Below are 22,208 nucleotides of genomic sequence, written 5' to 3'. Positions count from 1 at the left end.
CATGTTAGCATCCGTTTTTTAAGAAAAAGGATAAAAAATGTGGTTTAATAATGCTCTTATTTATCAATATGAACTCCATGAGCCAGTTGATCTGGCTCGTCAGCTTGACGAAGAAAAACTAAAGCCTTGCCCTCCGCATGCACGCTTTATTTATGGCTGGTTGCCTGCTTATGTGGATGAATTAGTCCAAGAAGTCGCCGGCTGTTCGTTAATTTGTTTAGGGAAAGAAGAAAAAATTTTACCCAACGGCGTGATTAAACGCTTACTTGCTGAGCGCATACAGACTATCGAGGCAGAACAAGGAAGAACAGTGAGGCGCGCGGAAAAGGCGCAAATGGCAGAAGATTTGGAGTTTGAACTCTTGCCAAAATCATTTTGTGTGCAAAAACGGTTACCTGCATTACTGGATAGCATGACTAAGCGATTAATTGTGAACACATCCAGTCAGAATCAAGCCTCCCAATTGACTTCTCTATTAAGAAAATCTGTTCCTGGTATTCACATTGAGCCGCTTGCGTGCAATGAAAATTTAGCCTTGCGTTTCGCGCAATGGTTAAGCAACCCGACCCTTTTACCTCCCTCTTTTCAACTTGCCTCGGACTGTTTATTGTTCTCTCTCGATAATGAAAAAAAACGAGTTAATTGCAAAGGGTATGAGCTGCCTGCCGAAGAAATCTTAACCCTTTTATCGCAAGGATTGGCCGCGGCGGAGATTTCATTGATTTGGAACGAGCGCATTCAACTGACTTTAACTCACGATTTAACATTTAAGCGGCTAAAAAGCCTTGACTATCTCATCGATGAATTTAATGAAATCCGCGATCTTGAAGAAGAATATCAGCAACGAGACGCGGCATTAACTCTGCTTTGCGGCGAGTTGCGAGGACTTACCAATGATTTATTAGCAGGGCTGAACGAATCGACGGAAATAAAAACCACTGAAAAACAAGAGAAAGACATTTGTATTGCTTAAAAAGGTAGTAGGTCACCACTCTCCATTCTCTACATTCTGGAGCGTAGAGAATGGGGACTATTAAAGCACAACCTTAGATCGTTTGACCTAACATTCGATCGCCTATTTGAAATCAATGCCCAGCCATCTTCCGCAGATCAATTAACGATAATCCCCGAATCTCATTCTCTTGTACCGTAAACTGTTTGGATGTGTTTATTCCGCCAGTAGTAATAAATAATTCATACCGGCCTGGGGATAAACCTGTTGCATAGAATTGACCACCCTGTGTTATAGTCAGCGGGATTGCAGGTTGATACCAGGGATCTTTCGCAATTTCCGACATTACTGAGCGCAACATAATATTCGAGCCTTCAACACCTGACCAAGGCAAAACACGCCCTACTACTCCGGTTTTCTTATTTCCACCTAGCTTAACAAGGACGACAGGAGGAACGCTCTGTAAAAGTTGTTTTTTATTTATCGATACTGTCACTGTTTTATAGCCAGGTAGCGCAAAAGAAATTGTTTTGCCCACAGGATGAACAATAAAAAATCCTTCGTCTAAAAGCTTTACTTCACTTCTGATCATCGCAAGTGGTTCTGGGCCTTGGATCATTACTTGCCCATAAACAATTGGGTATTGCTTGCCTTTATCTAATTCATGTTTGATTTGATCAATTGCATGCGCCTGTTGCTGATTACTTTGCGCTAACCAATCAAGCCATTTATCAAAATGCTCCCACGTTTCAGCGGTTGGCAACAAGAATTTAAAATCAGTCCAAGAAACGTTATTCTCGTGCAGGGTGTAAACTTGATATAACTCTTCTTCCGTAAAGGGTTTTGACAAACCATAGCGATGACGTAATGTTTGCGCTAACTGTGTGGCTTCGCTGATTTGTGAAGGGAGCAACTTGCGCTTATAAATTGCTAATAACTTCTCTTTTTCTGGGTAGGATGGGGGTAACATATCGACATAGATCAATTGCCACGCTAGGGCTTTAATCGGCTCTGGATTTAGAGTGGTACCAAACAGATAATTACGACTCAACACCCAAGCTTGATATTGTTGATACTCTTTCTGCAAAAGCTGCGCGTCTTCAATAGAGAGCGCAGCATAATCCACTAAAGTCCATAAGACTAACAGACCGCTGAGAAAACAACGAATAGTTCGCTGCGCTTTCCCTGCCATCCTAAACTCTTATGAAACAGAAACACTAGGTGGATTACTGTGATAGGTTGCTTGATAAACTTTTAAAGCATCCTCAGCGGCTTTCTTTAAACCCAAAATAGTATTAGCACTATAAAGAACCGCTAAACCTTCCTTTGTACTTGGTGCTTGTGGATAATTTTCAATCAAATAACTCGCGCGCTCTGCCGCAGCAACATACATTTTACGCTCATAATAATATTTGGCGGTATTCAGTTCACGCTGGGCAAACATATTACGTAAATAAATCATACGTTGTAGTGCATTGGCTTTGTAACGGCTGTCAGGGAATTTTTGCACAAGCGTCGCAAAATCTGAGTAAGCTTGTGATTGAGAGCCAGGATCTCGCCACGATTCATCAATAGGAAGACTACTAGCCAACGTACCCCGGGTTTGCTGGAAATTCGCCAATCCTTTCATGTAATAGGCATAATCAACATTTTTAGCGCGTGGATAAAGGTGTATAAATCGTTCGGCAGTCGCTGCTGCAGAAGGATAATCACCCTTTTGGTAGTAGGAATAAATTAAATCCATCTGCGCTTTCTCTGCGTGATCACTAAAAGGATACATGGATTCTAATGCCTCGAAGCGTTTAGCAGCACTATCATACTGCCCTTTTGCGAGGGCCTGCTCAGCTTCAGTATACAACTGTTTTGCAGTCATTCCCTGGTAAGGACTGTTATCCTCATCGTTTTTGCTCCACCAACTGCAGGCAGTAAGAGACAGCACAAGCCCCGTTAGGACCAGCTTTTGAATTCGTTTCATTTAAACACCCATTACAAAACAATTTGTTACAAATGCCGCCCATTATACCCACCCATGGGAATTTTGCGAATAAAAGCTAACCTAAAAAATGCATAAAAATTATTTGCAAACAATCAAACCTTGAGATAGTATTCAGCTCTGTCGGAGAGGTGGCTGAGCGGTTGAAAGCGGCGGTCTTGAAAACCGTTGAAGGGCGACCTTCCCAGGGTTCGAATCCCTGCCTCTCCGCCAAATCCTCCTTCCCTTTGTACCCCCCTACAGTTATTTACAAACACAATGGTAAAACAATGTCATCCCGAGCAAAGTGAGGAGCGGCAATACCACTGTCATCCTGAGCAACGCGAAGAACCTCCCAACTCTTGGCACTAGCCCCACCAAGCAGATCCCTCACTACGTTCGGGACGACAACACCAACTGTCATCCTGAGCAACGCGAAGGACCTCCCAACTCTTGGCAGTAACCCCCCAAGGAGATCCTTCGCATCGCTCAGGACGACAATACCACTGTCAGGAAGACAATACCGCTGTCATCCCGAGCAAAAGCGAGGGACCTCCCGACTCTTGGCACTAGACCCAAAGGAGATCCTTCGCTTCGCTCAGGACGACAAACCACTGTCAGGACGACAATACCGCTGTCATCCTGAGCAACGCGAAGGACCTCCCAACTCTTGGCACTAACCCCCAAAGGAGATCCTTCGCTTCGCTCAGGACGACAAACCACTGTCAGGACGACAATACCACTGTCAGGCAGGACGACAAACTGTCATCCTGAGCAAAGCGAAGGACCTCCCGACTCTTGGCAACAACCCATCCAGGAGGCTCCTTCGCTTCGCTCAGGACGCCACGCCTAGATACTCATCTTAGAAGTTTTGTCGATTGCCATTAATGTTTCCAATAATGACTTCATTTGAGATAAAGGCCAACTATTAGGGCCATCACTGAGGGCTTTCTCCGGTTGAGGATGCGTTTCCATAAAAATACCTGAAATGCCAACAGCTACTGCTGCCCTTGCCAAAGCGGGAACAAATTCACGCTGTCCACCAGAAACACCATTATTACCCCCAGGTAATTGAACGGAATGAGTTGCATCATAAATCACAGGACATCCTGTCTCGCGCATGATTTGCAGTGAGCGCATGTCGGAAACTAAATTGTTGTAGCCGAAACTGACTCCACGTTCACAAACCATGATTCTTTCATTGCCACAAGCCTTTGCTTTAGCAACTACATGCTTCATTTCCCAAGGCGCCAAGAACTGACCTTTTTTTATATTGACTGGTTTATTCATCGCAGCCACTTTTTGAATAAAATTAGTTTGACGGCACAAAAAAGCGGGGGTTTGCAACACGTCTACCACAGAAGCCACCTCTAACAAAGGCGTGTCCTCATGCACATCGGTGAGAACTGGAACACCGACTTGTGCCCTCACTTTCTCTAAAATAGAAAGACCCTTTTCAAAACCCGGGCCTCGATAGCTATTGATGGATGAGCGATTAGCCTTATCAAAAGAGGATTTGTAAATAAAAGGCAATTTAAGCTGTGAGCAAATTTCCTTCAGGTATCCCGCGGTTTCAATCGCCAACTCCTCACTTTCAATAACACAAGGCCCTGCAATTAAAAACAATGGAGACTCAAGACCGACTTCAAAACCACATAATTTCATTCTTTATCCTTGTTTTGGTGATGTTCGCGTGCGGCTAAAATAAATTGTAGAAATAAGGGATGGCCATCACGCGGAGTCGATGTAAACTCAGGATGAAACTGGCAAGCCACAAACCAGGGATGTTCTTTAAGTTCAATCATTTCAACGAGGTTATTGTCTGCCGAACGTCCAGAAATACTTAAACCATGTTGCATTAATACGTCAACTAATTGATTGTTTACTTCGTAACGATGACGATGGCGCTCAATGATCTCTGTGTTGTTATAAATTTTAAATGCAAGTGAATTTCTGTCCACCCGGCATAACTGCGCGCCCAGTCGCATGGTTCCACCAAGATCTACATTTTCATCGCGGAAGCTCATGCTACCATCGGCTTCTGACCATTCACTGATTAGGGCAATAACAGGGTAAGGAGTCTTTTTATCAAATTCAGTTGAATTAGCACCGGAAAGCCCAGCTACATGACGAGCAAACTCAATCACTGCGGTTTGTAAACCTAAACAAATGCCTAAAAAAGGCACCTTATTTTCGCGTGCATACTGAATGGCTCTGATCTTGCCTTCAATACCACGTTCACCAAACCCACCTGGGACAAGTAATGCATCAATCGAGGCTAAAGTTAATGGTTCAACGCCCTGTTTTTCGATTAATTCGGCGTCGATATAGACGATTTCAACCTTAGTTTGCGTATGAATTCCTGCGTGAATCAAAGCCTCATTAATGGATTTATAAGCATCGTTTAACTCGGTATATTTACCGACCATGCCTACTTTAACTGTCATTGTTTGTTTTGATTGAGCATCGACAACGTGTTGCCATTCGCTAAGATCAGCAGGCTTAACGTTTAAGCCTAATTTTTTCACCACAATTTCGTCTAGGCCTTGTCCATGGAGGATTATGGGAATTTGATAAATACTCTTAGCATCTTCTAAAGGAATGACCCCTTCTTTCTCCACGTTGGTAAATAAAGCAATTTTTGCTCTATCCGCGAATGATAAAGGTTTTTCTGAACGACAGATTAAAATATCAGGCTGAATACCAATCGAGCGTAATTCTTTTACCGAATGTTGGGTAGGCTTTGTTTTGGTTTCACCTGAAGTCGCAATATAAGGAACTAGCGTTAAATGAATAAAGAGTGAGCGCTGAGATCCCAGTTCGATACGCATTTGTCGAATCGCCTCAAGAAAAGGCAATGATTCAATATCCCCTACTGTTCCGCCAATCTCTATCATCGCGATATCATAATTATCCGCCCCTTCCTTGATAGAGCGTTTAATTTCATTCGTGATATGAGGAATCACTTGGACTGTACCACCTAAATAATCGCCGCGACGCTCTTTCTTAATCACCGTCTCGTAAATTTTACCTGAGGTGAAATTATTTCGTTTAGTCATTGTGGTTCGAACAAACCGCTCATAATGGCCGAGATCAAGATCTGTTTCTGCGCCGTCATGAGTTACAAAGACTTCACCATGTTGAAATGGGCTCATCGTACCTGGGTCAACGTTGATATAAGGATCAAGTTTAATAAGGGTGACGCGCAATCCTCGTGCTTCTAAGATTGCAGCTAGAGAAGCAGCAGCAATGCCTTTACCTAACGAAGAGACCACTCCGCCAGTGATAAAAATATAATTCGTCATAAGATGATCCCGTTTGAAATGCCAAAACCGCAGTGGGCGGTAAAATAGCTATGCATGTAAACGGGATTTAATTTTAACAAACTTGGAGAAGAAATAACACTTAATTCTAAAGAAATACATTATTTACTCAATACCCAACAAATGGCCAAGTTTCTGTTGCTTAGTTCTTAAGTATTCGCGATTCTCTGGTGTAGGCTCGACAGCCAAAGGTAACCGTTCGCAGACTTTTAAGCCAAAGTTTTCTAAAGACTCCACTTTTTTTGGATTATTAGTCAATAACCTTAACGATTCCACCCCTAAGTACTTTAAAATCTGGAAAGCAACTGCATAATCTCGATTATCAGCAGGAAAGCCTAACTGCAAATTAGCATCGACTGTGTCATATCCTTTTTCTTGTAAAGCGTAGGCTTTCAATTTATTCGCCAGTCCTATTCCACGCCCTTCTTGACGTAGATAAACAAGAATGCCTCCCTCTTTACCAATTTGCGCCAACGCCCGCTTCAATTGCTTACCGCAATCGCATTTGCATGAACCAAAAACATCACCGGTGATGCATTCTGAATGAATACGAACTAGAGGAATTTGATTTTTAACCATCGGAGCTTTGCTTAAAGCAAAATGTTCAGCCGAATCAAGTTCATTGTGAAATACGGTCATTGAAAACTCACCATGCTCATGTAAAGGAATCGGAGTCGTAGCGACTTCTTCCACTAAGTTTTCATGCCGAATGCGATATTCGATGAGGTCTTTGATTGAAACCATCGGCAAATCATGAGATTGTGAAAAGGCGACTAGTTCGTTGTGGCGACTCATTGTGCCATCTTCATTTATAATTTCACAAATGACTGCCGCTGGCTTAAGACCTGCAAGACGCGCTAAATCAACGCTACCTTCTGTTTGCCCTGGTCGCGCTAACACCCCCTTTTCCCTTGCTCGTAGCGGGAACACATGTCCAGGAGAAATGATTTCCTGAGGACCGCTGTCTTCGGAAATAGCCACTGCGATCGTGTGGGCACGGTCTTTAGCCGAAATGCCTGTGGATACACCACTCGCGGCCTCTATAGACACGGTAAAAGCAGTACCATAAGGTGAACGATTGTTGCTTGCCATCATCGGCAATGCTAATTTATCAATGTATTCACCCGTCATCGGTAAACAGATTAAGCCTCTGCCAAAGCGAGACATAAAATTAATTGCTTCAGGGGTAGCATGCTGAGCTGCAATAACCAAATCCCCTTCATTCTCACGCCCTTCATCGTCCACTAATATGATCATACGACCAGCCTTTAGTGCTGCAATCGCTTGCTCAATTGTTGCAAAAGCTGTCATGCAAATTCAACCTCATTCTTCAACTGTCCCGTTATCTTAAGCTGATGCGCAACGATTCGGGTCAAATAATCAAATTCCACATTTAAACGTTGGCCAACTTTAAATTGGCCTAAAGTTGTCTGCGCCAAAGTGTGCGGGACTAACATTAACTTAATATCCCCTTCCGTGACGGCATTAATCGTTAAACTGACACCATCCAGAGTAATGCTGCCTTTAGGCAAAAGGTACATGCTAGCACAAGCAGCAAAATCACCAACAATAACTTCTAGGAATTCACCTACTGTGATCATTGATTTAAAACAAGCGGTGGTGTCAATATGACCACTTACATAATGCCCCCCAAACCGTGCATTAGCCTGCATTGCACGCTCCAAATTGACTTTATCACCCTGCTTTAACTGGCCTAGCGTTGTTAAATGTAACGTTTCAGGGGATACATCAAAAACGAGGTTCCCACACTGCTCTGGAAGCAACGTTAAGCACACGCCATTGACGGCAATACTTTCACCTGTTTTTAAATCTTCAAAAGGCGACTTAATTTCCAATCGGTTCGCCCTCTTTATAGAGGTATTCGCTAAAACCACCCCTTGTTGCTCTATTATTCCGGTAAACATCACTTCTCCTGCCAATCAAAGCATGCTATCACATTATCGGCCTTTATTTCCCACGTTACCTTAGATTCCCTCTTAAAAATTTCGTGCCCATCAAACGCCGGTACTGCGTCATTGCCTAAAAGCTGAGGGACGACATAGAGATAGGTCCTCTGAACTAAAGCTTCACGATGCATTGCTGAAAAAAGTTGTCCGCCTGCCTCTAACCAAACATCATGAAAACCAAGATGCCCTAGATGCTTAACGATTGTAGTAAGATCAAGTAAGCCATTTTTACTAGGAACTGCATGATAAGAGCAATTGGGATAAGGACTCTCTACCTTATACCTTTCATCATAAAAGAAGTGGCAATGTTTTGCTGTTTTAAATAGCTTAGCCTCTTTATTGGTGGATAAACACCTATCGATGATTGCGACTACTTTACCCTGCTCGCTCTCTTTAATACGTACATTCAACAAAGGATTATCCAAATTAACCGTGCGAGCAGTGGTTAAAATGACATCAGTATGCAAGCGTTTTAAATGGGTAAACTCAGCGCATTCAGTGTTTGATAAATAGCACCGTTGTCCGTTGCTTCCCGCAATCTTACCATCTAACGATTGGGCTATTTTCGCCGTAACCCATGGCATTTTTGTTAATGTCCAATAGCGATAGCTTTGATAAAAAGCATTAATCTCTGTCAATGGATAATGGAGTACATTAACTCCTTTTGCCTGCAAAAGTTCAGGCGTATTGTTTGCAGCAACCAGAGGATTGGGGTCACTGTAACCATAAATCACTTCTGCGATGCCATGGTCAATAATGGCGGTCACGCAGGGAGGTGTTCGCCCCCAATGATTACAAGGTTCTAACGTGACATATAAAGTAACATCACTCATGCCTCGTGGGATTTGCTCCAGTACGCGTTGTTCTGCATGCGCTGTTCCGGCACCTCGGTGCCAAGCACGCGCAATGATTTCGCCTTTGTGAACTGCAACAGCACCAACACTTGGATTTGGTGCACAACTACCTCGTCCGAGCCAGGCCTGATCAAGAGCAGCCAGCATAAAGTATTTGTGCATAGTTAAATCACTGATGAAAAATTTTAATATGATAACAAATTATTCAATTTATGAGTAGCCTATGTCTTGCCGAAACGCTCAATAAAAACCGCTGATTTTACTTAATAACCTGGAGTAGTCAAAGAAATCAAGCTTCACTCGGTTTTCCTTAGGCTGGTATATATGCCTACTTGATTATGATATACTGCCTAAGTTCCACCAACGTCACGATCAATTGAGTAACGTATGAGCCTATTGCACCGTTTTAAACGACAAAGGTTTCTTAAAAGAAGTTTGGGATTCTTACTCGCTGTTTTGCAACTTTTTCCTTTTAATGCCTTTCCTTTGTCACCTTACTCAACGCACGAACTTGAAGAGCTAGAGAAGGAATTTGTGCAACTTATTAATCAATCAGACAGTGTGGAGCGTAATCCTCTCGCGACTCAATACATTAATCACTTAGGTCGAAGATTAGCCCATTTTGCGCACATTCCAACGCCATATTTCTTTATTGTAAAATCAAACGAAATTAACGCATTTGCCGGCCCTGGCGGCTATATCGGGATTAATACTCGGCTTATCCTTGCGACTGAAAATGAAAGCGAGCTTGCCGCAGTAATGGCGCATGAAATTGCTCACGTTCGACTTCATCATCTTTACAACATGATTGAGCATCAAAAACAAATGCGAATTCCGATGATAGCCTCTATGTTAGCTTCCATTGCTTTAGGCGCAATCAATCCAACTTTAGGTTCCGGCGCATTGATGGCTTCAATGAGTGGGTTTGCACAAGATAACATTAATTTTACTCGCGCAAATGAGAAAGAAGCGGATCGGATTGGTATTGATATGCTCATTAAATCTGATTTAGACCCTAAAGCGATGGTTAGTTTTTTTAAAAAAATGCAGGAAAATTCGCGTTACTACTATACAGCCAATATACCCGCTATTTTACGAACTCACCCTCTTGATGATGAGCGTATTGCCGAAGCAGAAAATCGCAGCTACCGTTTAGCTAAAAAACAATACCCTGATAATTTGAATTATCGCTTATTTAAGGAAATAATTCGTGTTTCGGTGACTAATGATAGTAAGCAGTTACTCGATTATTATCGTGATCAATGCCCCAAAAAAAATCATCCAGCCTGTGAATACGGGTATGCATTAACGCTGCTTAATATAAATCAATTTCAGCAGGCTGAAACACATTTGAATGCATTGCTTGCTCAAGATCATGATAATCTGTTTTATCAAATTGCGATGGCTCAAGCCGAAACAGGGGCTAAGCAGTTTGCTCCAGCGATAGCGCGATTAAGCGTTTTACAAAGTAATTATCCCGAAAACTATGCAGCCCTAATGGCTTATGGGCGAGGCCTTCTCGCCGCGGGGCAAGCAGAACGAGCAGCAAGTGTTTTGCTTAAAGGATCAAGACAATTTAAAAAGGATTTATCGCTGTGCGAAGAATTAGCCCACGCACAAGCGGCTGCTAATCGCAAAAGCTATGCCTATTTTACCGAGGCCCAATGTCAATTGCTTCAGGGACGCCAACGCGATGCGATTCGCCAATTAAAACTCGCTAAAACGCTAGCTAAAAACGATGCGTATCTACAAGCAAGGATCACCGCCATGATCGATGAGATTAAATTTTTGTTGGAAAAATAAATTGGCTCACTTCCTAATCAAAAATAGACGTGCTATTCCTTTCAAGCCATAGTCTATATATAGACTTTTTATGTTTTATAGTCTATATTTAAACTATCCTCAAAGTAGGAGAAGGAACAATGATTCGGCCTAAAAAAATAACAGAAATCAGTGGTCATCAAGTCCATACTGCCTTTAAGGCTGTACTGAATATTTTGCGTAAATGGCATTGCACCACTGAAGAAATGCAAATTTTACTTGGACTAAAACGTTCGACCCTTTTCAAATACAAAAGCATGCCTGAGAAAGCGTCTATCAGCCATGATTTAACCGAACGCCTATCGTACCTATTAAATATTCATGCCGCATTGAGAATTCTTTTTTCAAATCCCGATTCAGTCTATGGTTGGGTTAGAAAGCCTAATCGTGCTCCTTTTTTTAATGGTAAATCCGCAATGGATATCATGTTACAAGGACGCGTCGTGGATCTTTGGGCTGTTGCTAGCCGTCTTAATGCAGAGCGAGGTGGTAAATCATAATGGGCTTTTACATTGGATTGCATAAGCTTGTTTTCACCCATCAGCGATGTTATCGCTTGATTCCTTCTAAATTTCCTCCTATTCATCTCTTCGAGGATGTCGCGAGTGAAGAGGATTTTGCTGCATTGTATACAATACAAGCATTGACCAACCCTAGAATTCAAGACGAACTTGGTGATATATCCTTAGTGCCAGAAGGAGAAGGACTTTATGCCGTTCCTGGTGCAGGCTACGTGATGGCCGCTTTCACCCATGTCAATCCCAATGGCAGTCGATTTTCGAACGGCGATTACGGCGTTTACTACGCCTCAGAATCGTTAGACACTGCAATTGCGGAAACAGTTTATCACCGCGAGCGGTTCTTAAGCTACACACAGGAACCCGCGCAAGAAATTGATATGAGAGCACTCATCGCTGAATTCAGTGCCAGTTTGTATAGTTTGTTAAGTCTAAATAAATCCGAGCATCCACTTTATGCTTTAACCGACTATTCAGCCAGTCAACGTTTAGGTGCAGAGATAAAACAACGAGGTGAAGAAGGATTAGTTTATCACTCTGTTCGCGCTGTCGGGCCAGAAGATAAAAATTTTGCCCTCTTCAAACCAAAAAGTATCCGTCACTGCATTCAGAGCTCTCACTACACCTACGTGTGGACAGGTGAACGAATCAGCACTGTCTATAAAAAGACACTGACCAAGGCACTCGCCTGATTCTTTCTACTGCTGAATACCAAACCACCCACCCGTATCCCCTCCAGCCCAACACTCGATGTTTTTACAAGAAGCTATTCTTTGTGAGCATAAGCGCTTAAATTGATCTGCTGCGCTGATGTCTTTATTTTCATAGCCTGTCGGCTGACAAACACGTACCTGATAAGAGCCACTGACACGAATTTGCCCCATGACGTTAATGGTTGGCGAGACTGCATAAATTCCAGGTTGATGCGAATAACACGCGATGTAACACCCAGGTGACTTAGTATAACTATTGTCAGTCGGTAACATGAGTTTGGTCGCACCAGGGTAAGGATGATTAATCACACCCGAATTTTGAATAACGTAAATGGGAAAAGGGGAAGGTAATAATGTTTTATTGGCGATTTGATTAAGCGAAACGGGTTCACCATTAACAAACTGTACGCCTTCAGGCGAACCTGGAGTCAAAGAAAAACCGTTAAACGCAACGCCGAGCATGAGAAATAAACCACTTAATCGATAAGAAATTGGCATCATCATATTCCTTTTCTTGGTGACTTAACTTAACTAATTATAGGCAAAGAAAAAAAATGGCCGTAAACTATACGATTTTGTAGTCATGAAATAGAGTATGTCTCAAACCGATGAATTGATAATACAACACACACTCAATTGGATTCGCTTATTTGTTATCCAATTGAATATTTGCCCTTTTGCCAAACGAGAGGTCAATCGAGGTACTTTAAAAATCCAAGTCAGTAGAGCACAAACCCTTCAAGAAGCACTTGAGGCATTAATGGTAGAGGTCCAACGATTGGACCATGAATCTTCTATTGAGACGACCTTTTTAGTTTTTCCTAAGCTATTTGAAGATTTTTTTCATTACCTGGATTTTGTGGATGCAGCTGAGGCCCGCTTATTTGAAAACGACTATGAAGGAATCTATCAATTAGCCACTTTTCATCCTGATTACTGTTTTGCGGATGCGGGATTTGATGAGGTGACTAACTACACCAACCGCTCCCCCTACCCCATGCTCCACTTACTGCGCGAAGAAAGCGTGGAAAAAGCGATTGCTTTTTATGGAGACACAGAACAAATCCCTAAGACCAATATGGATTCTCTGCGTGGACTAGGGATAGAAGAGATTAAAAAAATATTAATCAATTGCACATCCCTCGAAATTGAATTACTGCCATAACGCTAAGTATTGCTATTTCCGCTAGCGCGGAATGCGCTCTTCATTTACTTAAAAAACTTGAATCTGCACAGGATCTAATGCATCCAATGCATCTTCTACGCCGCGGACTATTTTTTCAGAACGAGTAGCCCATATAGAACAACCTCTTCGCTTAGGGTCGCTGAAGTAATCAATTGCCGCATAGGCAAAATAAAAAATAACTAATCCTGCAATTAACCCTAGTATATTATACCCAATCATTTTATCTTTATTTCGAGGCGTTGCTAGAATAGGTAAATTCTCTTTGATTGCTTTATCAGCTACTCCTTGGAAAACAATATAGGCTTGATATGACGGGTTTTCTTTATAAGTATCCAAAGCCTCGGAAATACGCCCATGGATTGTTTTCGCTGCCTCCTCAGCCAATCTATATTTTTTAATTTCCTCATGCATACGCTGCAAAGTTTCATTGGGTTCTGAGATTTCATCAGCAATCGCATGCTCGTTTACAAACACCCTATATTCTCTTATCTTCTCTTTCTTTATTTCTTCGAACTCCGCTGCTTTGTCTAAAAGCTCTTCTAGCGTTTCCTCTAATACAGCGATTCGTCTCTTAAACTCCTTCTCTCTCTCAGTGGGTACGGTGAATGATCGCGTTTTGAAAGCAGTTGTAGCAAGATTACCTCGACCATTAGAAGTATCTATCTCCGATCTTCTACCAGTAGGTACAACGCGCTCATTCGCTGCGCCTGACTGAACTCTTTGGGACCCAGAATGAGTATAGGTTTGTCCAATTGCCGCGTGGGCTTGAGTTACTTGCCCTAATCCGCGACGGTCGATTTGTTCGGTTTCCCCAAATAATAGCGGAGTAATACCTCCTAATCCAATACCGGGTTGCTCAACTTTACTTAGCGAATCCTTGCTTTCTAATCGGTGACCATGAGCTGCTGACAGATCATACCCTTTAAGCTTAGTTACTGGGAATGGGTAGTCCTGGATTGGTTCCTTTCCATGACTTAAGAGTGCTTCATTCCACGGTTCCATCCTCGAAGAGGAAGATCGATGCTCATTTTCTCTTGCCTCTCTACTTTTCTTAATTTCTCGCCAACTGGGAACTTGCTTATCGAGCAATTCAAAAAGAATCTGATCATGATTTTGGGCAACGTAATCCCTATTGGCTAGTTGTCTCCAAGCGTTAACGACGTATGTGCCACATTCATAGTCATTCGACTGGGTTCCAGTGGTGAAGTATCGTAAGGTTCCAAAATCATTTTGTTTATGCATCTTTTCAAGAAAATCGAAGCATTGACCATAGATAGTACCTTGTCGGGGCGTGAGTGAATGGCCCGTACTGAAGGAATGACTACCATCAGCATAGGGTTGTGAATCGTGAATAACCCACTCTCCTTTCTCTCTTTTCAAATAGAACCAATGCCCATCATGCACAATAGGTAGAAATACATCCTTCTCAACTTGATTAATAAGGGTTTGAATGGGTTCTGCATCGAGAGGGTCGATCTCTGCAAGGGGAAAAGGATCAGACTTAAGTGTATCGTCAGCGTTAAAGCCCTCAACACCCAGAAGATCTTTCATGTCCTTAAGCGTGAGTAACGTTTGGCGACTCACTTTTCCAGTTCGTTGGAATTGATGCCCCACGCTTAAATCAGCATTCCTATGTTCTTCAAGCATTTGCTCGTCTGCTTCTTTTCTACAGGCTAAGAACTCCTGTTTCCATATTCGTCGCTCCTGCAATTTTATGGTGTATTGCTCTTCACCAAGAAGGTCTTTATCCAAAGGAACTGCGATCAAATCAACCAACTTCCTCAGTAAATATTGGGCCTGCCAATACGGCAAAGTCCTTATGTTATAGAGTTCTATTCCTTCTTTAAGACAAAAAACAATAACCGCTTCTTTAATCTGTTTCCAATCCGAAAGATTGCTGCTTAAATAGTGTCTTAGATCATCATAACTATCATTAACGAGCATTGTCTCAGTGCAAAGCTTTTTAAACGCTTCTTTCCATATTAACCGCTTCTCCAATTCGGCGGCGACCTGTCCATCCGAAACGGTGGAACTTGAAGGTCCTGGGAGAATCTCTATAAATTGACGGATTACCACTTTAGCAATTTCCTTGGGAAGTGCTTTAAGTTGATAAAGTTCTATCCCTTCTTGCTCACAAAACGCCACAATATGCTGTCTCAACTCGCTCCAAGCAACTCTGGCCTCCACATATTGAGCCAGCGAATCGTATTCCCTTTCTAACTCTGTTTTTTGATATTCATTTAAACTCATGATAGTCGCTCTCAAAAGACACGTGTTAATTGGATAATGACTAATTTGTATTTCCTAAACAAATAATCATCTTACGAGTGAACTGAAATTTTATCCCATCATAACAATTTCGTTCGAACTTGTAAAAGATGATTGCAAAATGTAAAAAAAATTTAATATAACCTTTACAATTTTGCCTCTTTGAGTCTCGCTATTAATCAAGGTAAACACCTCTAATAGTACTATATAAAACTAAAAAGTCTACTTTCCGTGCTTTATGCACGGAATCAAGTCTACTAGCCTCATTATATTGCATTTATTACGCGCATAAAAATCATAAAATAGACAAAAAGATAAGGCGTTTATTTTCAAAAATGAGATGAATTTACCCTTGCACTATTACTATTTAGACTTGACATCGTTTTACAATGATCATATCATGATCCGAATGACCATGATTTTTGCTCGTTGTGAGAAACAAAACATGTCTACTCGCATACATTCTTTTATAGCTTCTCTTCATAAGCTTCTCCGCTAAGCGGAGTACTTTTCAAGCCATTCATTACACTTTGTCCTCCAGCTCTTATAAAAAGATTAGAGTTGATTTCATTAAACTAACACTACTGAAGCGATAAGTTATGAATACATCAATTACACGCGTTGCAGCATGGGCAATATGGATCATTGCTTCATTATTCTATGCCTATCAATACATTTTACGAGTCATGCCTAACATCATGCTGGATAATTTTATTCAGCAATTTCACATTGATACCACGGTTTTTGGCCAATTTTCCGGTGTCTATTATCTAGGTTACTCGCTGATGCATTTACCCATTGGCATTATGCTAGATCGTTTTGGACCTAAAAAAGTGATGTCGAGTTGCATTTTGCTCACGGTCATTGGCCTTCTACCCATTCTTTTTGCAGAACGTTGGATGTATCCAATGATTGGTCGTGCTCTAATTGGTATGGGTTCTTCAGCAGCAATTCTAGGCACGTTTAAAATAATTCGCATGGCATTCAAAGAACAGCAATTTACGCGAATGCTAAGCTTCTCGGTCACGATAGGCTTAATTGGTGCAATCTACGGCGGCGGTCCAGTAAGTTATCTTTGCACCCATCTTGGTTATAAAACCGTAGTAGAAATTTTTGCTTTTTTTGGTATTTTACTCGCTGCATTAACTTATTTTATCGTGCCCGAGATTGAAAAAGACATTCAACCCCATTCAATCATGGCGGATATCAAACGAGTTCTTACCAACCGACAAGTGATCGCATTATGTCTTTTATCAGGCCTAATGGTAGGTCCTCTGGAGGGGTTCGCCGATGTTTGGGGTTCCGCGTTCATTAAGCGGGTTTATGGCTTCGATCCAACACTAGCTAGTTATCTGCCTTCGATGATTTTTATTGGCATGTGCTTTGGTGCTCCTGTGCTCAGTTTCATTGCCGAGAAAACCAATAATTATCTCGGTGTCATTATTGGAGCTGGAATTGCAATGATGCTGGTCTTTTTAGCACTTATTTCTAAGCAATTTACTGCAAATACAATGGCATTGAGTTTTATTTTAGTAGGTGTTTGCAGTGCTTATCAGATTTTGGCCATTTACAAAGCATCGACCTACTTACCTGAACAGGTAGCCGGCATTACTACTGCCATTGCTAATATGATCATCATGAGTTTTGGCTATGCATTCCATACGAGCATCGGCTTTTTAATCCATACGTTTGGTGGCTCTGGCGTGTCTAGTGCTTTTATTTATGGCTTAAGTGTTATTCCATTGACTCTAGCAATTGCTGTGATTGGATTTTTTGCCTTGTTCTACCAAGAACGAGGTAAAACTGCTTTTATTTCAGGAAATGCTGCCCTGTAATGTTATATGCTGCGTCATCCTGATCACACAGTGAAGAATCTCCCTAATTCATGGCTCTAACTTAATCCAGGAGTTTCGTCACTCGGTTCGGGACGACGCCGTCCTGTCATAAATTTGAATATAATTAATCGCTCATCTATCCTTAAAGAAGATTTTCGTCTATTTACAAATGGAGATTGAAATGGATAAGAAAAGTCTCATCATCGCAACTGCAGCAGCAACTCTCTTCACCTCGGGCCTTTATGCTTCTGGTTGGGGTGGCGGTTATGGAAGTACCCCGAACACCTCTGGAGGCTCTAACTCCGGTTACGGAGGTACCAATTCAGATTATGGAGACTCTAAAGGTTCTGATTCAGGTTATGGTGGCTCTAATGATTCAAAAAACTCGTGCAAGAGCAAAAACAGCTGTAAAAGTTCTAATTCTTGCAAAAGCAGCAACAGCTGTAAAAGCTCTAATTCTTGCAAAAGCAACAACAGCTGTAAAAGCTCTAATTCTTGCAAAAGTAAAAACAGCTGCAAAAGCTCTAATTCTTGCAAAAGCAACAACAGCTGTAAAAGCTCTAATTCGTGCAAAAGCAACAACAGCTGTAAAAGCTCTAATTCTTGCAAAAGCAAAAACAGCTGTAAAAGCTCTAATTCTTGCAAAAGCAAAAACAGCTGTAAAAGTTCTAATTCTTGCAAAAGCAAAAACAGCTGCAAGAGTTCTAATTCGTGCAAAAGCAAAAACAGCTGTAAAAGCTCTAATTACTGCAAAAGTAAAAACAGCTGCAAAAGTTCTAATTCTTGCAAAAGCAAAAACAGCTGCAAGAGTTCAAGCGGTTCATATTAATCGGGGTTAATCCATAGATGTCCCCCATGGGACATCTATTTTTATAACTTAGTCACCTGAGAATTCCATGGAAAACAATAATGGCGTTCAAGAAAAAAAATATTCACCCTTAGGCATGGGACTTGGCTTAAGAACAGATCATTATCACACCATTTTAGAGCGCTTACCTGCTGTGGATTGGTTTGAAATTCTAACAGAAAACTACCTCGTTGACGGCGGAACCCCCCTTTATTACTTGGATAAAATCCGTGAGAATTATCCTCTTGTCATGCATGGTGTTTCCTTATCCATCGGTAGTTCCGATCCTCTCAATGATGAATATTTGAAACGCGTCAAACAATTAGCCGATCGCATTCACCCTCAATGGATCTCGGATCATTTGTGTTGGACTGGGGTTAATCAACGGAACATGCATGATCTATTACCTTTACCCTATACTGAGAAAGCCATTGCACATGTCGTCGACCGAATAAATTACGTGCAAGATTTTTATCAGCGACGAATACTATTAGAAAATGTATCCAGCTACATTACTTATAAAGAATCTGAAATGACAGAGTGGGAATTTCTTAGCGAAATTGCTAATCGTTCGGATTGCTTAATTTTATTGGATATCAATAACATTTATGTGAGTGCATTTAATCACGGCTTCGACCCTATGCACTATATCCATTCAGTGCCTATCCATCGAGTTCAACAATTCCATTTAGCAGGCCATTTAAATTGTATCGATTATATTATCGATACTCATGATCACCCGATCATCACTGAAGTTTGGGATCTTTATGCTAAGGCGGTTAATCGGTTTGGTAATGTATCGACAATGATTGAGCGCGATGATCATATTCCGCCCTTTGAGGAGCTATGGCAAGAATTAATGCTCGCAAAAGTAATTCAGCAGAATAATCTATTCGCCACAAAAGAGAGCTTAAAGATATGAAACTCAATGAATTACATACGTTAATGCAAAATTCCATGCTTACTTTAGAGCCTCTCATTAAACCCTACCTATGCCCGCCACCACGCGGATCAATCGAGGACAGAATTGCTATTTATGCACAAGGATTTTATAGCAGACTTGAAGAAATATTAATGAGCGACTATGCCACACTTGTTGCGGTGATAGGAGAATCAAAGTTCATTCAGCTCTGTAAAAAATACACAGACACTTACCCGTCCTATCACTATTCGCTCGACACATTCGGTCAAAATTTAAGTCAATTTCTGATTGAAACACTTCCTTATCGTAAAAAACCCTATCTAAGTGAGATTGCTGCCTTCGAATGGGCAGAATCCCGGGCGGTTGTGAGTCGCAATCCGGTTCTATTAACCGAAATCGATTTACAGCAACTTTCCCCAAGTGAATGGCCTAGTCTTAAATTCCACCTGCATCCCTCAAGCCAGACGCTTTGCTTTCACTGGAACAGTCTTGCTCTCATTGAAGCAGTACGTCGGGGCAACTCAATACCTCACCCTAAAAAACTTAAACGACCACAGTCGGTGCTTGTTTGGCGTCGCGGGTTAGAGGTACGTTATTGCAAGCTTAACCCGTTAGAACAGCTTGTACTTAAAGAAATCGAATCTCAAGCTTCATTCGTTGAAATTTGCGAATGCTTGTGTCAACAAATGCCCGAGGAAGACGTAGCGAATTACATAGTCCAAGAATTACATTCTTGGCTTAATGAACAGTTATTTGAAAAGAAAGCTTAAGTATTCACCATTCAATCGATCGATTTGGAGAAAAGATGATGACTCTCATGACACGGAAATGGATGGTTACATCATTTATTATTTTCTTTCTCAATTTCCCCTTACAAACGCACAGCAACACAACAACGGTGTACAACACACAAAAAGAAGCACTCAACGAATTTGCATTTGATCTCTATAAACAGGTGACACAACCGAACCAAAATATCATCCTTTCACCGTACAGTCTTTCCTCCCTTTTAGTTATTTTACTGAATGGTGCCCAGGGTACTACGCAACAACAACTCGCTAAGCTTCTTCATTTTAATGAAGACAATGGAAATAAGTTTAATTTAGAGGCGATTGACGCCAATTTGTTAGGATCGAATGCCTGTCCGAGAGATGCTTATTGTAAAAGCGATGACAATAACTCGGTGCTCTTAATTGCAAACGCGCTTTGGGCAGACCGTAGTTTTTCTTATATTCCAGCGTTTCTTACCGCTTTACAACAAGCCAAAATCACTCAATTTCACCAAGCTGATTTTAAAAATCTACCTGAAAAAGCGCGAAACACCATCAATAATTGGGTTGAAAAGAAAACAAATAATTACATCCAGCACCTTATACCTCAAGGCGTCATTTCAGAGGATACCAAATTAATCTTGGTCAATGCCATTTACTTCAATGGATTATGGGCCTTGCCTTTTCAACCTAAAGATACGGCGACAGCACTTTTTCTTCTTGAGAATGGGACTTCTGTGCAAACACCGATGATGAAGCAAGAGGATCGGTTTCTTTACAAGGAAGATGCTCATTTGCAAATATTGCAATTAGGCTATAAAAACAGCGCTATTAGACTGGCCATTTTGCTCCCAAAAGGAAGTTACACCGTACAACAAGTGCTGAGAAATTTAGATCAAAATACATTTTCAAAACTCATTAATGCCTCTACAGAGCAAAAAATACAAGTCAATATTCCGCGCTTTAAACTCGAGTCAACTTTCAATGCATTAAATACTTCTCTTCAAAAAATGGGATTAAAAGATGCGTTTACGGATCAAGCCAATTTTTCTAGAATGACAAAATCGCCGCTCAGTATTTCTGCGATTTTACAAAAGGCAATCATTGAAGTAGATGAAAAAGGCACAGTCGCTGCGGCCGCAACAGCGACAATAATGACTGCCACCGCGGCATTTCCTCAACCCGTTATTCAATTTAATGCCAATCATCCTTTTTTACTGGTTTTATTTGATACAAAATCAGGCATTATTCTTTTTATAGGGCAGGTGGTTAATCCCACAGGAACGTAGACTCTTTGACTTGAATAATGCACCCTTCCAAAGTAAGTTGGGCCTGGCCCAACTTACATGAAGAATGATGACATTATTAAATCCGATTAAAACCCTAAAATATCTCTATGACGAAAAGTTTCTGCCAGATTTTCTTCAAATAGATGATCAAGTAGTTCAATTGTTTTTTGATGTAACGCTTTTTCTGCAGGAGAGGGATTAGGGATAGCGGCAGTGTGCTCTTTTACTGAAGAAATAACCGTTTTTAGCGTGCTCATTACAGTCATGTTATTTTTCACCCCTATAGAAAAATGATCTTCTAAAGGGTGGTCACTCATCACAGTTAAGAGTCTATGGACCTCTTCTGCATTGAATTTTGGCCTTTTTAGTAAAGTGTCTATTGCCAGAGCCATTATAGTAGTCGAAGCAGAATAACAATTGGAAGTAACCATGTTACAAGTCTGCGGTTTATTAATGAGTTCATCCGCTTTCCTAAGAAGTCCATTAACCTCTTCTTTAGATAAGAAAACGCCTGTTGGGTGTGCTTTAAATTGAAACTTGGGATGCAGGTATTTCGCTTCATTATCCATCTTAGTGCGAAAAGTAATGCCATCACGTAACCAATTATAGAAATCCCATGGGCTTTGTCGTCCATAGATGGCAAAGCGATCCTTACTGGGATCATGAAATGCTGCCGCTGAATGGTTGATCGGGAAATGACGAATAGGTAATCCTTCTTTCGTTGCAAACATGAGCTCTAAATGATGATTATCTGAGCAATGTTCCAATGATTGCATTTTTTCACGAGGAACAACAATAGGAGGTTTAATATCGGGTTTAATACTTGCTGTGGATGACGCTTCATTTGAAAAGGATCGCTTAAAAAAAGAAAAACCTTTTCCTATTGCAGGTTGAATTTTGGTTATTGGAGACCTTTTACCTAACATGGTGAATGCTAGACCCGCAGCTGCTTTTAACTCTGCTCCTGGCAC

General features: G+C 41.3%; 21 protein-coding genes and 1 tRNA gene. 11 read left to right on the top strand and 11 right to left on the bottom strand.

Annotated features, from left to right (window positions below; genetic code table 11):
• The first annotated feature begins 37 nt into the window (after nucleotides 1-37).
• Nucleotides 38-973 carry a recombination-associated protein RdgC gene (locus B5D33_RS04890; RefSeq protein ID WP_058452942.1) on the top strand — a complete coding sequence of 312 codons (936 nt, stop codon included), beginning with the start codon at nucleotides 38-40 and terminating at the stop codon, nucleotides 971-973.
• A gap of 112 nt (nucleotides 974-1,085) precedes the next feature.
• Here B5D33_RS04890 and B5D33_RS04885 read toward each other — a convergent pair whose 3' ends face one another.
• Both B5D33_RS04885 and B5D33_RS04880 read right to left on the bottom strand, forming a co-directional pair.
• Entirely contained in the window at nucleotides 1,086-2,144 is a 1,059-nt protein-coding gene (locus tag B5D33_RS04885; protein ID WP_058452941.1) for a hypothetical protein, read from the bottom strand.
• Between the two features lie 9 nt (nucleotides 2,145-2,153).
• Nucleotides 2,154-2,927: an outer membrane protein assembly factor BamD gene (locus B5D33_RS04880; RefSeq protein WP_058452940.1), complete on the bottom strand. Its 774-nt coding sequence runs from the start codon at nucleotides 2,925-2,927 to the stop codon at nucleotides 2,154-2,156.
• Nucleotides 2,928-3,070: 143 nt separating this feature from the next.
• Here B5D33_RS04880 and B5D33_RS04875 point away from each other — a divergent pair.
• Nucleotides 3,071-3,158, top strand: a tRNA-Ser gene (locus tag B5D33_RS04875).
• Nucleotides 3,159-3,192: 34 nt separating this feature from the next.
• Here the strand turns inward: B5D33_RS04875 and B5D33_RS16565 are convergent.
• The 6 genes from B5D33_RS16565 to ribD all read right to left on the bottom strand — a co-directional run bounded on the left by B5D33_RS16565 (nucleotide 3,193) and on the right by ribD (nucleotide 9,230).
• Complete coding sequence (locus B5D33_RS16565) at nucleotides 3,193-3,357, bottom strand: hypothetical protein (protein ID WP_160158662.1); 165 nt, start codon at nucleotides 3,355-3,357, stop codon at nucleotides 3,193-3,195.
• Nucleotides 3,358-3,773: 416 nt separating this feature from the next.
• Nucleotides 3,774-4,589 carry a 3-deoxy-8-phosphooctulonate synthase gene (gene kdsA / locus B5D33_RS04870; protein WP_058452939.1) on the bottom strand — a complete coding sequence of 272 codons (816 nt, stop codon included), beginning with the start codon at nucleotides 4,587-4,589 and terminating at the stop codon, nucleotides 3,774-3,776.
• Nucleotides 4,586-6,229 (bottom strand): CTP synthase, encoded by a 1,644-nt coding sequence (locus B5D33_RS04865; RefSeq protein WP_058452938.1) that lies wholly within the window; start codon nucleotides 6,227-6,229, stop codon nucleotides 4,586-4,588. The genes kdsA and B5D33_RS04865 overlap by 4 nt, the downstream gene beginning before the upstream one ends.
• A 123-nt stretch (nucleotides 6,230-6,352) precedes the next feature.
• Nucleotides 6,353-7,558 (bottom strand): bifunctional 3,4-dihydroxy-2-butanone-4-phosphate synthase/GTP cyclohydrolase II, encoded by a 1,206-nt coding sequence (locus B5D33_RS04860; protein WP_058452937.1) that lies wholly within the window; start codon nucleotides 7,556-7,558, stop codon nucleotides 6,353-6,355.
• Nucleotides 7,555-8,172, bottom strand: a complete 618-nt coding sequence (locus B5D33_RS04855) for a riboflavin synthase (protein ID WP_058452936.1) — start codon at nucleotides 8,170-8,172, stop codon at nucleotides 7,555-7,557. Before B5D33_RS04855 ends, B5D33_RS04860 begins: the two co-directional genes overlap by 4 nt.
• On the bottom strand, nucleotides 8,172-9,230 hold the full coding sequence (gene ribD / locus B5D33_RS04850; RefSeq protein WP_058452935.1) for a bifunctional diaminohydroxyphosphoribosylaminopyrimidine deaminase/5-amino-6-(5-phosphoribosylamino)uracil reductase RibD: 1,059 nt from the start codon (nucleotides 9,228-9,230) through the stop codon (nucleotides 8,172-8,174). Before ribD ends, B5D33_RS04855 begins: the two co-directional genes overlap by 1 nt.
• Nucleotides 9,231-9,455: 225 nt before the next feature.
• Here ribD and B5D33_RS04845 point away from each other — a divergent pair, with 225 nt between their 5' ends.
• From B5D33_RS04845 to B5D33_RS04835, 3 genes are all read left to right on the top strand, one after another.
• Nucleotides 9,456-10,871 (top strand): M48 family metalloprotease, encoded by a 1,416-nt coding sequence (locus B5D33_RS04845; RefSeq protein ID WP_058452934.1) that lies wholly within the window; start codon nucleotides 9,456-9,458, stop codon nucleotides 10,869-10,871.
• A 119-nt stretch (nucleotides 10,872-10,990) separates the two neighbouring features.
• Nucleotides 10,991-11,389 carry an MbcA/ParS/Xre antitoxin family protein gene (locus tag B5D33_RS04840; protein ID WP_058452933.1) on the top strand — a complete coding sequence of 133 codons (399 nt, stop codon included), beginning with the start codon at nucleotides 10,991-10,993 and terminating at the stop codon, nucleotides 11,387-11,389.
• Nucleotides 11,389-12,099 (top strand): RES family NAD+ phosphorylase, encoded by a 711-nt coding sequence (locus tag B5D33_RS04835; RefSeq protein WP_058452932.1) that lies wholly within the window; start codon nucleotides 11,389-11,391, stop codon nucleotides 12,097-12,099. Before B5D33_RS04840 ends, B5D33_RS04835 begins: the two co-directional genes overlap by 1 nt.
• 6 nt (nucleotides 12,100-12,105) lie before the next feature.
• Here B5D33_RS04835 and B5D33_RS04830 read toward each other — a convergent pair whose 3' ends face one another.
• On the bottom strand, nucleotides 12,106-12,624 hold the full coding sequence (locus B5D33_RS04830; protein ID WP_234802462.1) for a hypothetical protein: 519 nt from the start codon (nucleotides 12,622-12,624) through the stop codon (nucleotides 12,106-12,108).
• 91 nt (nucleotides 12,625-12,715) lie between these two features.
• On the opposite strand from B5D33_RS04830, the gene B5D33_RS04825 reads away from it, so the two are divergent.
• Nucleotides 12,716-13,285, top strand: a complete 570-nt coding sequence (locus B5D33_RS04825; RefSeq protein ID WP_058452931.1) for a DUF1415 domain-containing protein — start codon at nucleotides 12,716-12,718, stop codon at nucleotides 13,283-13,285.
• A gap of 48 nt (nucleotides 13,286-13,333) precedes the next feature.
• On the opposite strand, the gene B5D33_RS04820 is transcribed toward B5D33_RS04825, so the two are convergent.
• On the bottom strand, nucleotides 13,334-15,556 hold the full coding sequence (locus tag B5D33_RS04820; protein ID WP_058452930.1) for a hypothetical protein: 2,223 nt from the start codon (nucleotides 15,554-15,556) through the stop codon (nucleotides 13,334-13,336).
• A 617-nt stretch (nucleotides 15,557-16,173) separates the two neighbouring features.
• Here B5D33_RS04820 and B5D33_RS04815 point away from each other — a divergent pair.
• The 5 genes from B5D33_RS04815 to B5D33_RS04795 all read left to right on the top strand — a co-directional run bounded on the left by B5D33_RS04815 (nucleotide 16,174) and on the right by B5D33_RS04795 (nucleotide 21,237).
• A complete protein-coding gene (locus B5D33_RS04815) occupies nucleotides 16,174-17,409 on the top strand; it encodes an MFS transporter (protein ID WP_058452929.1) in 1,236 nt (411 codons plus the stop codon).
• A gap of 371 nt (nucleotides 17,410-17,780) precedes the next feature.
• Nucleotides 17,781-18,248 (top strand): hypothetical protein, encoded by a 468-nt coding sequence (locus B5D33_RS16560; RefSeq protein WP_176119739.1) that lies wholly within the window; start codon nucleotides 17,781-17,783, stop codon nucleotides 18,246-18,248.
• A 57-nt stretch (nucleotides 18,249-18,305) separates the two neighbouring features.
• The gene (bufB, locus tag B5D33_RS04805) at nucleotides 18,306-19,178 is read left to right on the top strand and encodes an MNIO family bufferin maturase (protein ID WP_058452927.1); all 873 of its coding nucleotides are present in this window, start codon (nucleotides 18,306-18,308) and stop codon (nucleotides 19,176-19,178) included.
• Nucleotides 19,175-19,948, top strand: coding sequence for an HvfC/BufC family peptide modification chaperone (locus B5D33_RS04800; RefSeq protein ID WP_058452926.1), 774 nt, complete (start codon nucleotides 19,175-19,177; stop codon nucleotides 19,946-19,948). The genes bufB and B5D33_RS04800 overlap by 4 nt, the downstream gene beginning before the upstream one ends.
• Nucleotides 19,949-19,983: 35 nt before the next feature.
• Complete coding sequence (locus B5D33_RS04795; RefSeq protein ID WP_058452925.1) at nucleotides 19,984-21,237, top strand: serpin family protein; 1,254 nt, start codon at nucleotides 19,984-19,986, stop codon at nucleotides 21,235-21,237.
• Nucleotides 21,238-21,323: 86 nt separating this feature from the next.
• Here the strand turns inward: B5D33_RS04795 and B5D33_RS04790 are convergent, their stop codons facing one another.
• Complete coding sequence (locus B5D33_RS04790; protein ID WP_058452924.1) at nucleotides 21,324-22,208, bottom strand: hypothetical protein; 885 nt, start codon at nucleotides 22,206-22,208, stop codon at nucleotides 21,324-21,326.

This window comes from Legionella maceachernii (assembly GCF_900167045.1).
Classification (GTDB): domain Bacteria; phylum Pseudomonadota; class Gammaproteobacteria; order Legionellales; family Legionellaceae; genus Tatlockia; species Tatlockia maceachernii.
This window is presented reverse-complemented; position numbering and strand designations above follow the sequence as displayed.

Coding starts and splice junctions, on each gene's coding strand:
- bufB (WP_058452927.1), top strand. CDS start 18,306: ATGGAAAACAATAATGGCGTTCAAGAAAAAAAATATTCACCCTTAGGC.
- B5D33_RS04885 (WP_058452941.1), bottom strand. CDS start 2,144: ATGGCAGGGAAAGCGCAGCGAACTATTCGTTGTTTTCTCAGCGGTCTG.
- B5D33_RS04835 (WP_058452932.1), top strand. CDS start 11,389: ATGGGCTTTTACATTGGATTGCATAAGCTTGTTTTCACCCATCAGCGA.
- B5D33_RS04820 (WP_058452930.1), bottom strand. CDS start 15,556: ATGAGTTTAAATGAATATCAAAAAACAGAGTTAGAAAGGGAATACGAT.
- B5D33_RS04880 (WP_058452940.1), bottom strand. CDS start 2,927: ATGAAACGAATTCAAAAGCTGGTCCTAACGGGGCTTGTGCTGTCTCTT.
- B5D33_RS04825 (WP_058452931.1), top strand. CDS start 12,716: ATGTCTCAAACCGATGAATTGATAATACAACACACACTCAATTGGATT.
- B5D33_RS04855 (WP_058452936.1), bottom strand. CDS start 8,172: ATGTTTACCGGAATAATAGAGCAACAAGGGGTGGTTTTAGCGAATACC.
- B5D33_RS04830 (WP_234802462.1), bottom strand. CDS start 12,624: ATGATGATGCCAATTTCTTATCGATTAAGTGGTTTATTTCTCATGCTC.
- ribD (WP_058452935.1), bottom strand. CDS start 9,230: ATGCACAAATACTTTATGCTGGCTGCTCTTGATCAGGCCTGGCTCGGA.
- B5D33_RS04800 (WP_058452926.1), top strand. CDS start 19,175: ATGAAACTCAATGAATTACATACGTTAATGCAAAATTCCATGCTTACT.
- B5D33_RS04845 (WP_058452934.1), top strand. CDS start 9,456: ATGAGCCTATTGCACCGTTTTAAACGACAAAGGTTTCTTAAAAGAAGT.
- B5D33_RS04860 (WP_058452937.1), bottom strand. CDS start 7,558: ATGACAGCTTTTGCAACAATTGAGCAAGCGATTGCAGCACTAAAGGCT.
- B5D33_RS04890 (WP_058452942.1), top strand. CDS start 38: ATGTGGTTTAATAATGCTCTTATTTATCAATATGAACTCCATGAGCCA.
- B5D33_RS04840 (WP_058452933.1), top strand. CDS start 10,991: ATGATTCGGCCTAAAAAAATAACAGAAATCAGTGGTCATCAAGTCCAT.
- B5D33_RS16560 (WP_176119739.1), top strand. CDS start 17,781: ATGATTCAAAAAACTCGTGCAAGAGCAAAAACAGCTGTAAAAGTTCTA.
- B5D33_RS04815 (WP_058452929.1), top strand. CDS start 16,174: ATGAATACATCAATTACACGCGTTGCAGCATGGGCAATATGGATCATT.
- B5D33_RS04865 (WP_058452938.1), bottom strand. CDS start 6,229: ATGACGAATTATATTTTTATCACTGGCGGAGTGGTCTCTTCGTTAGGT.
- B5D33_RS04795 (WP_058452925.1), top strand. CDS start 19,984: ATGATGACTCTCATGACACGGAAATGGATGGTTACATCATTTATTATT.
- kdsA (WP_058452939.1), bottom strand. CDS start 4,589: ATGAAATTATGTGGTTTTGAAGTCGGTCTTGAGTCTCCATTGTTTTTA.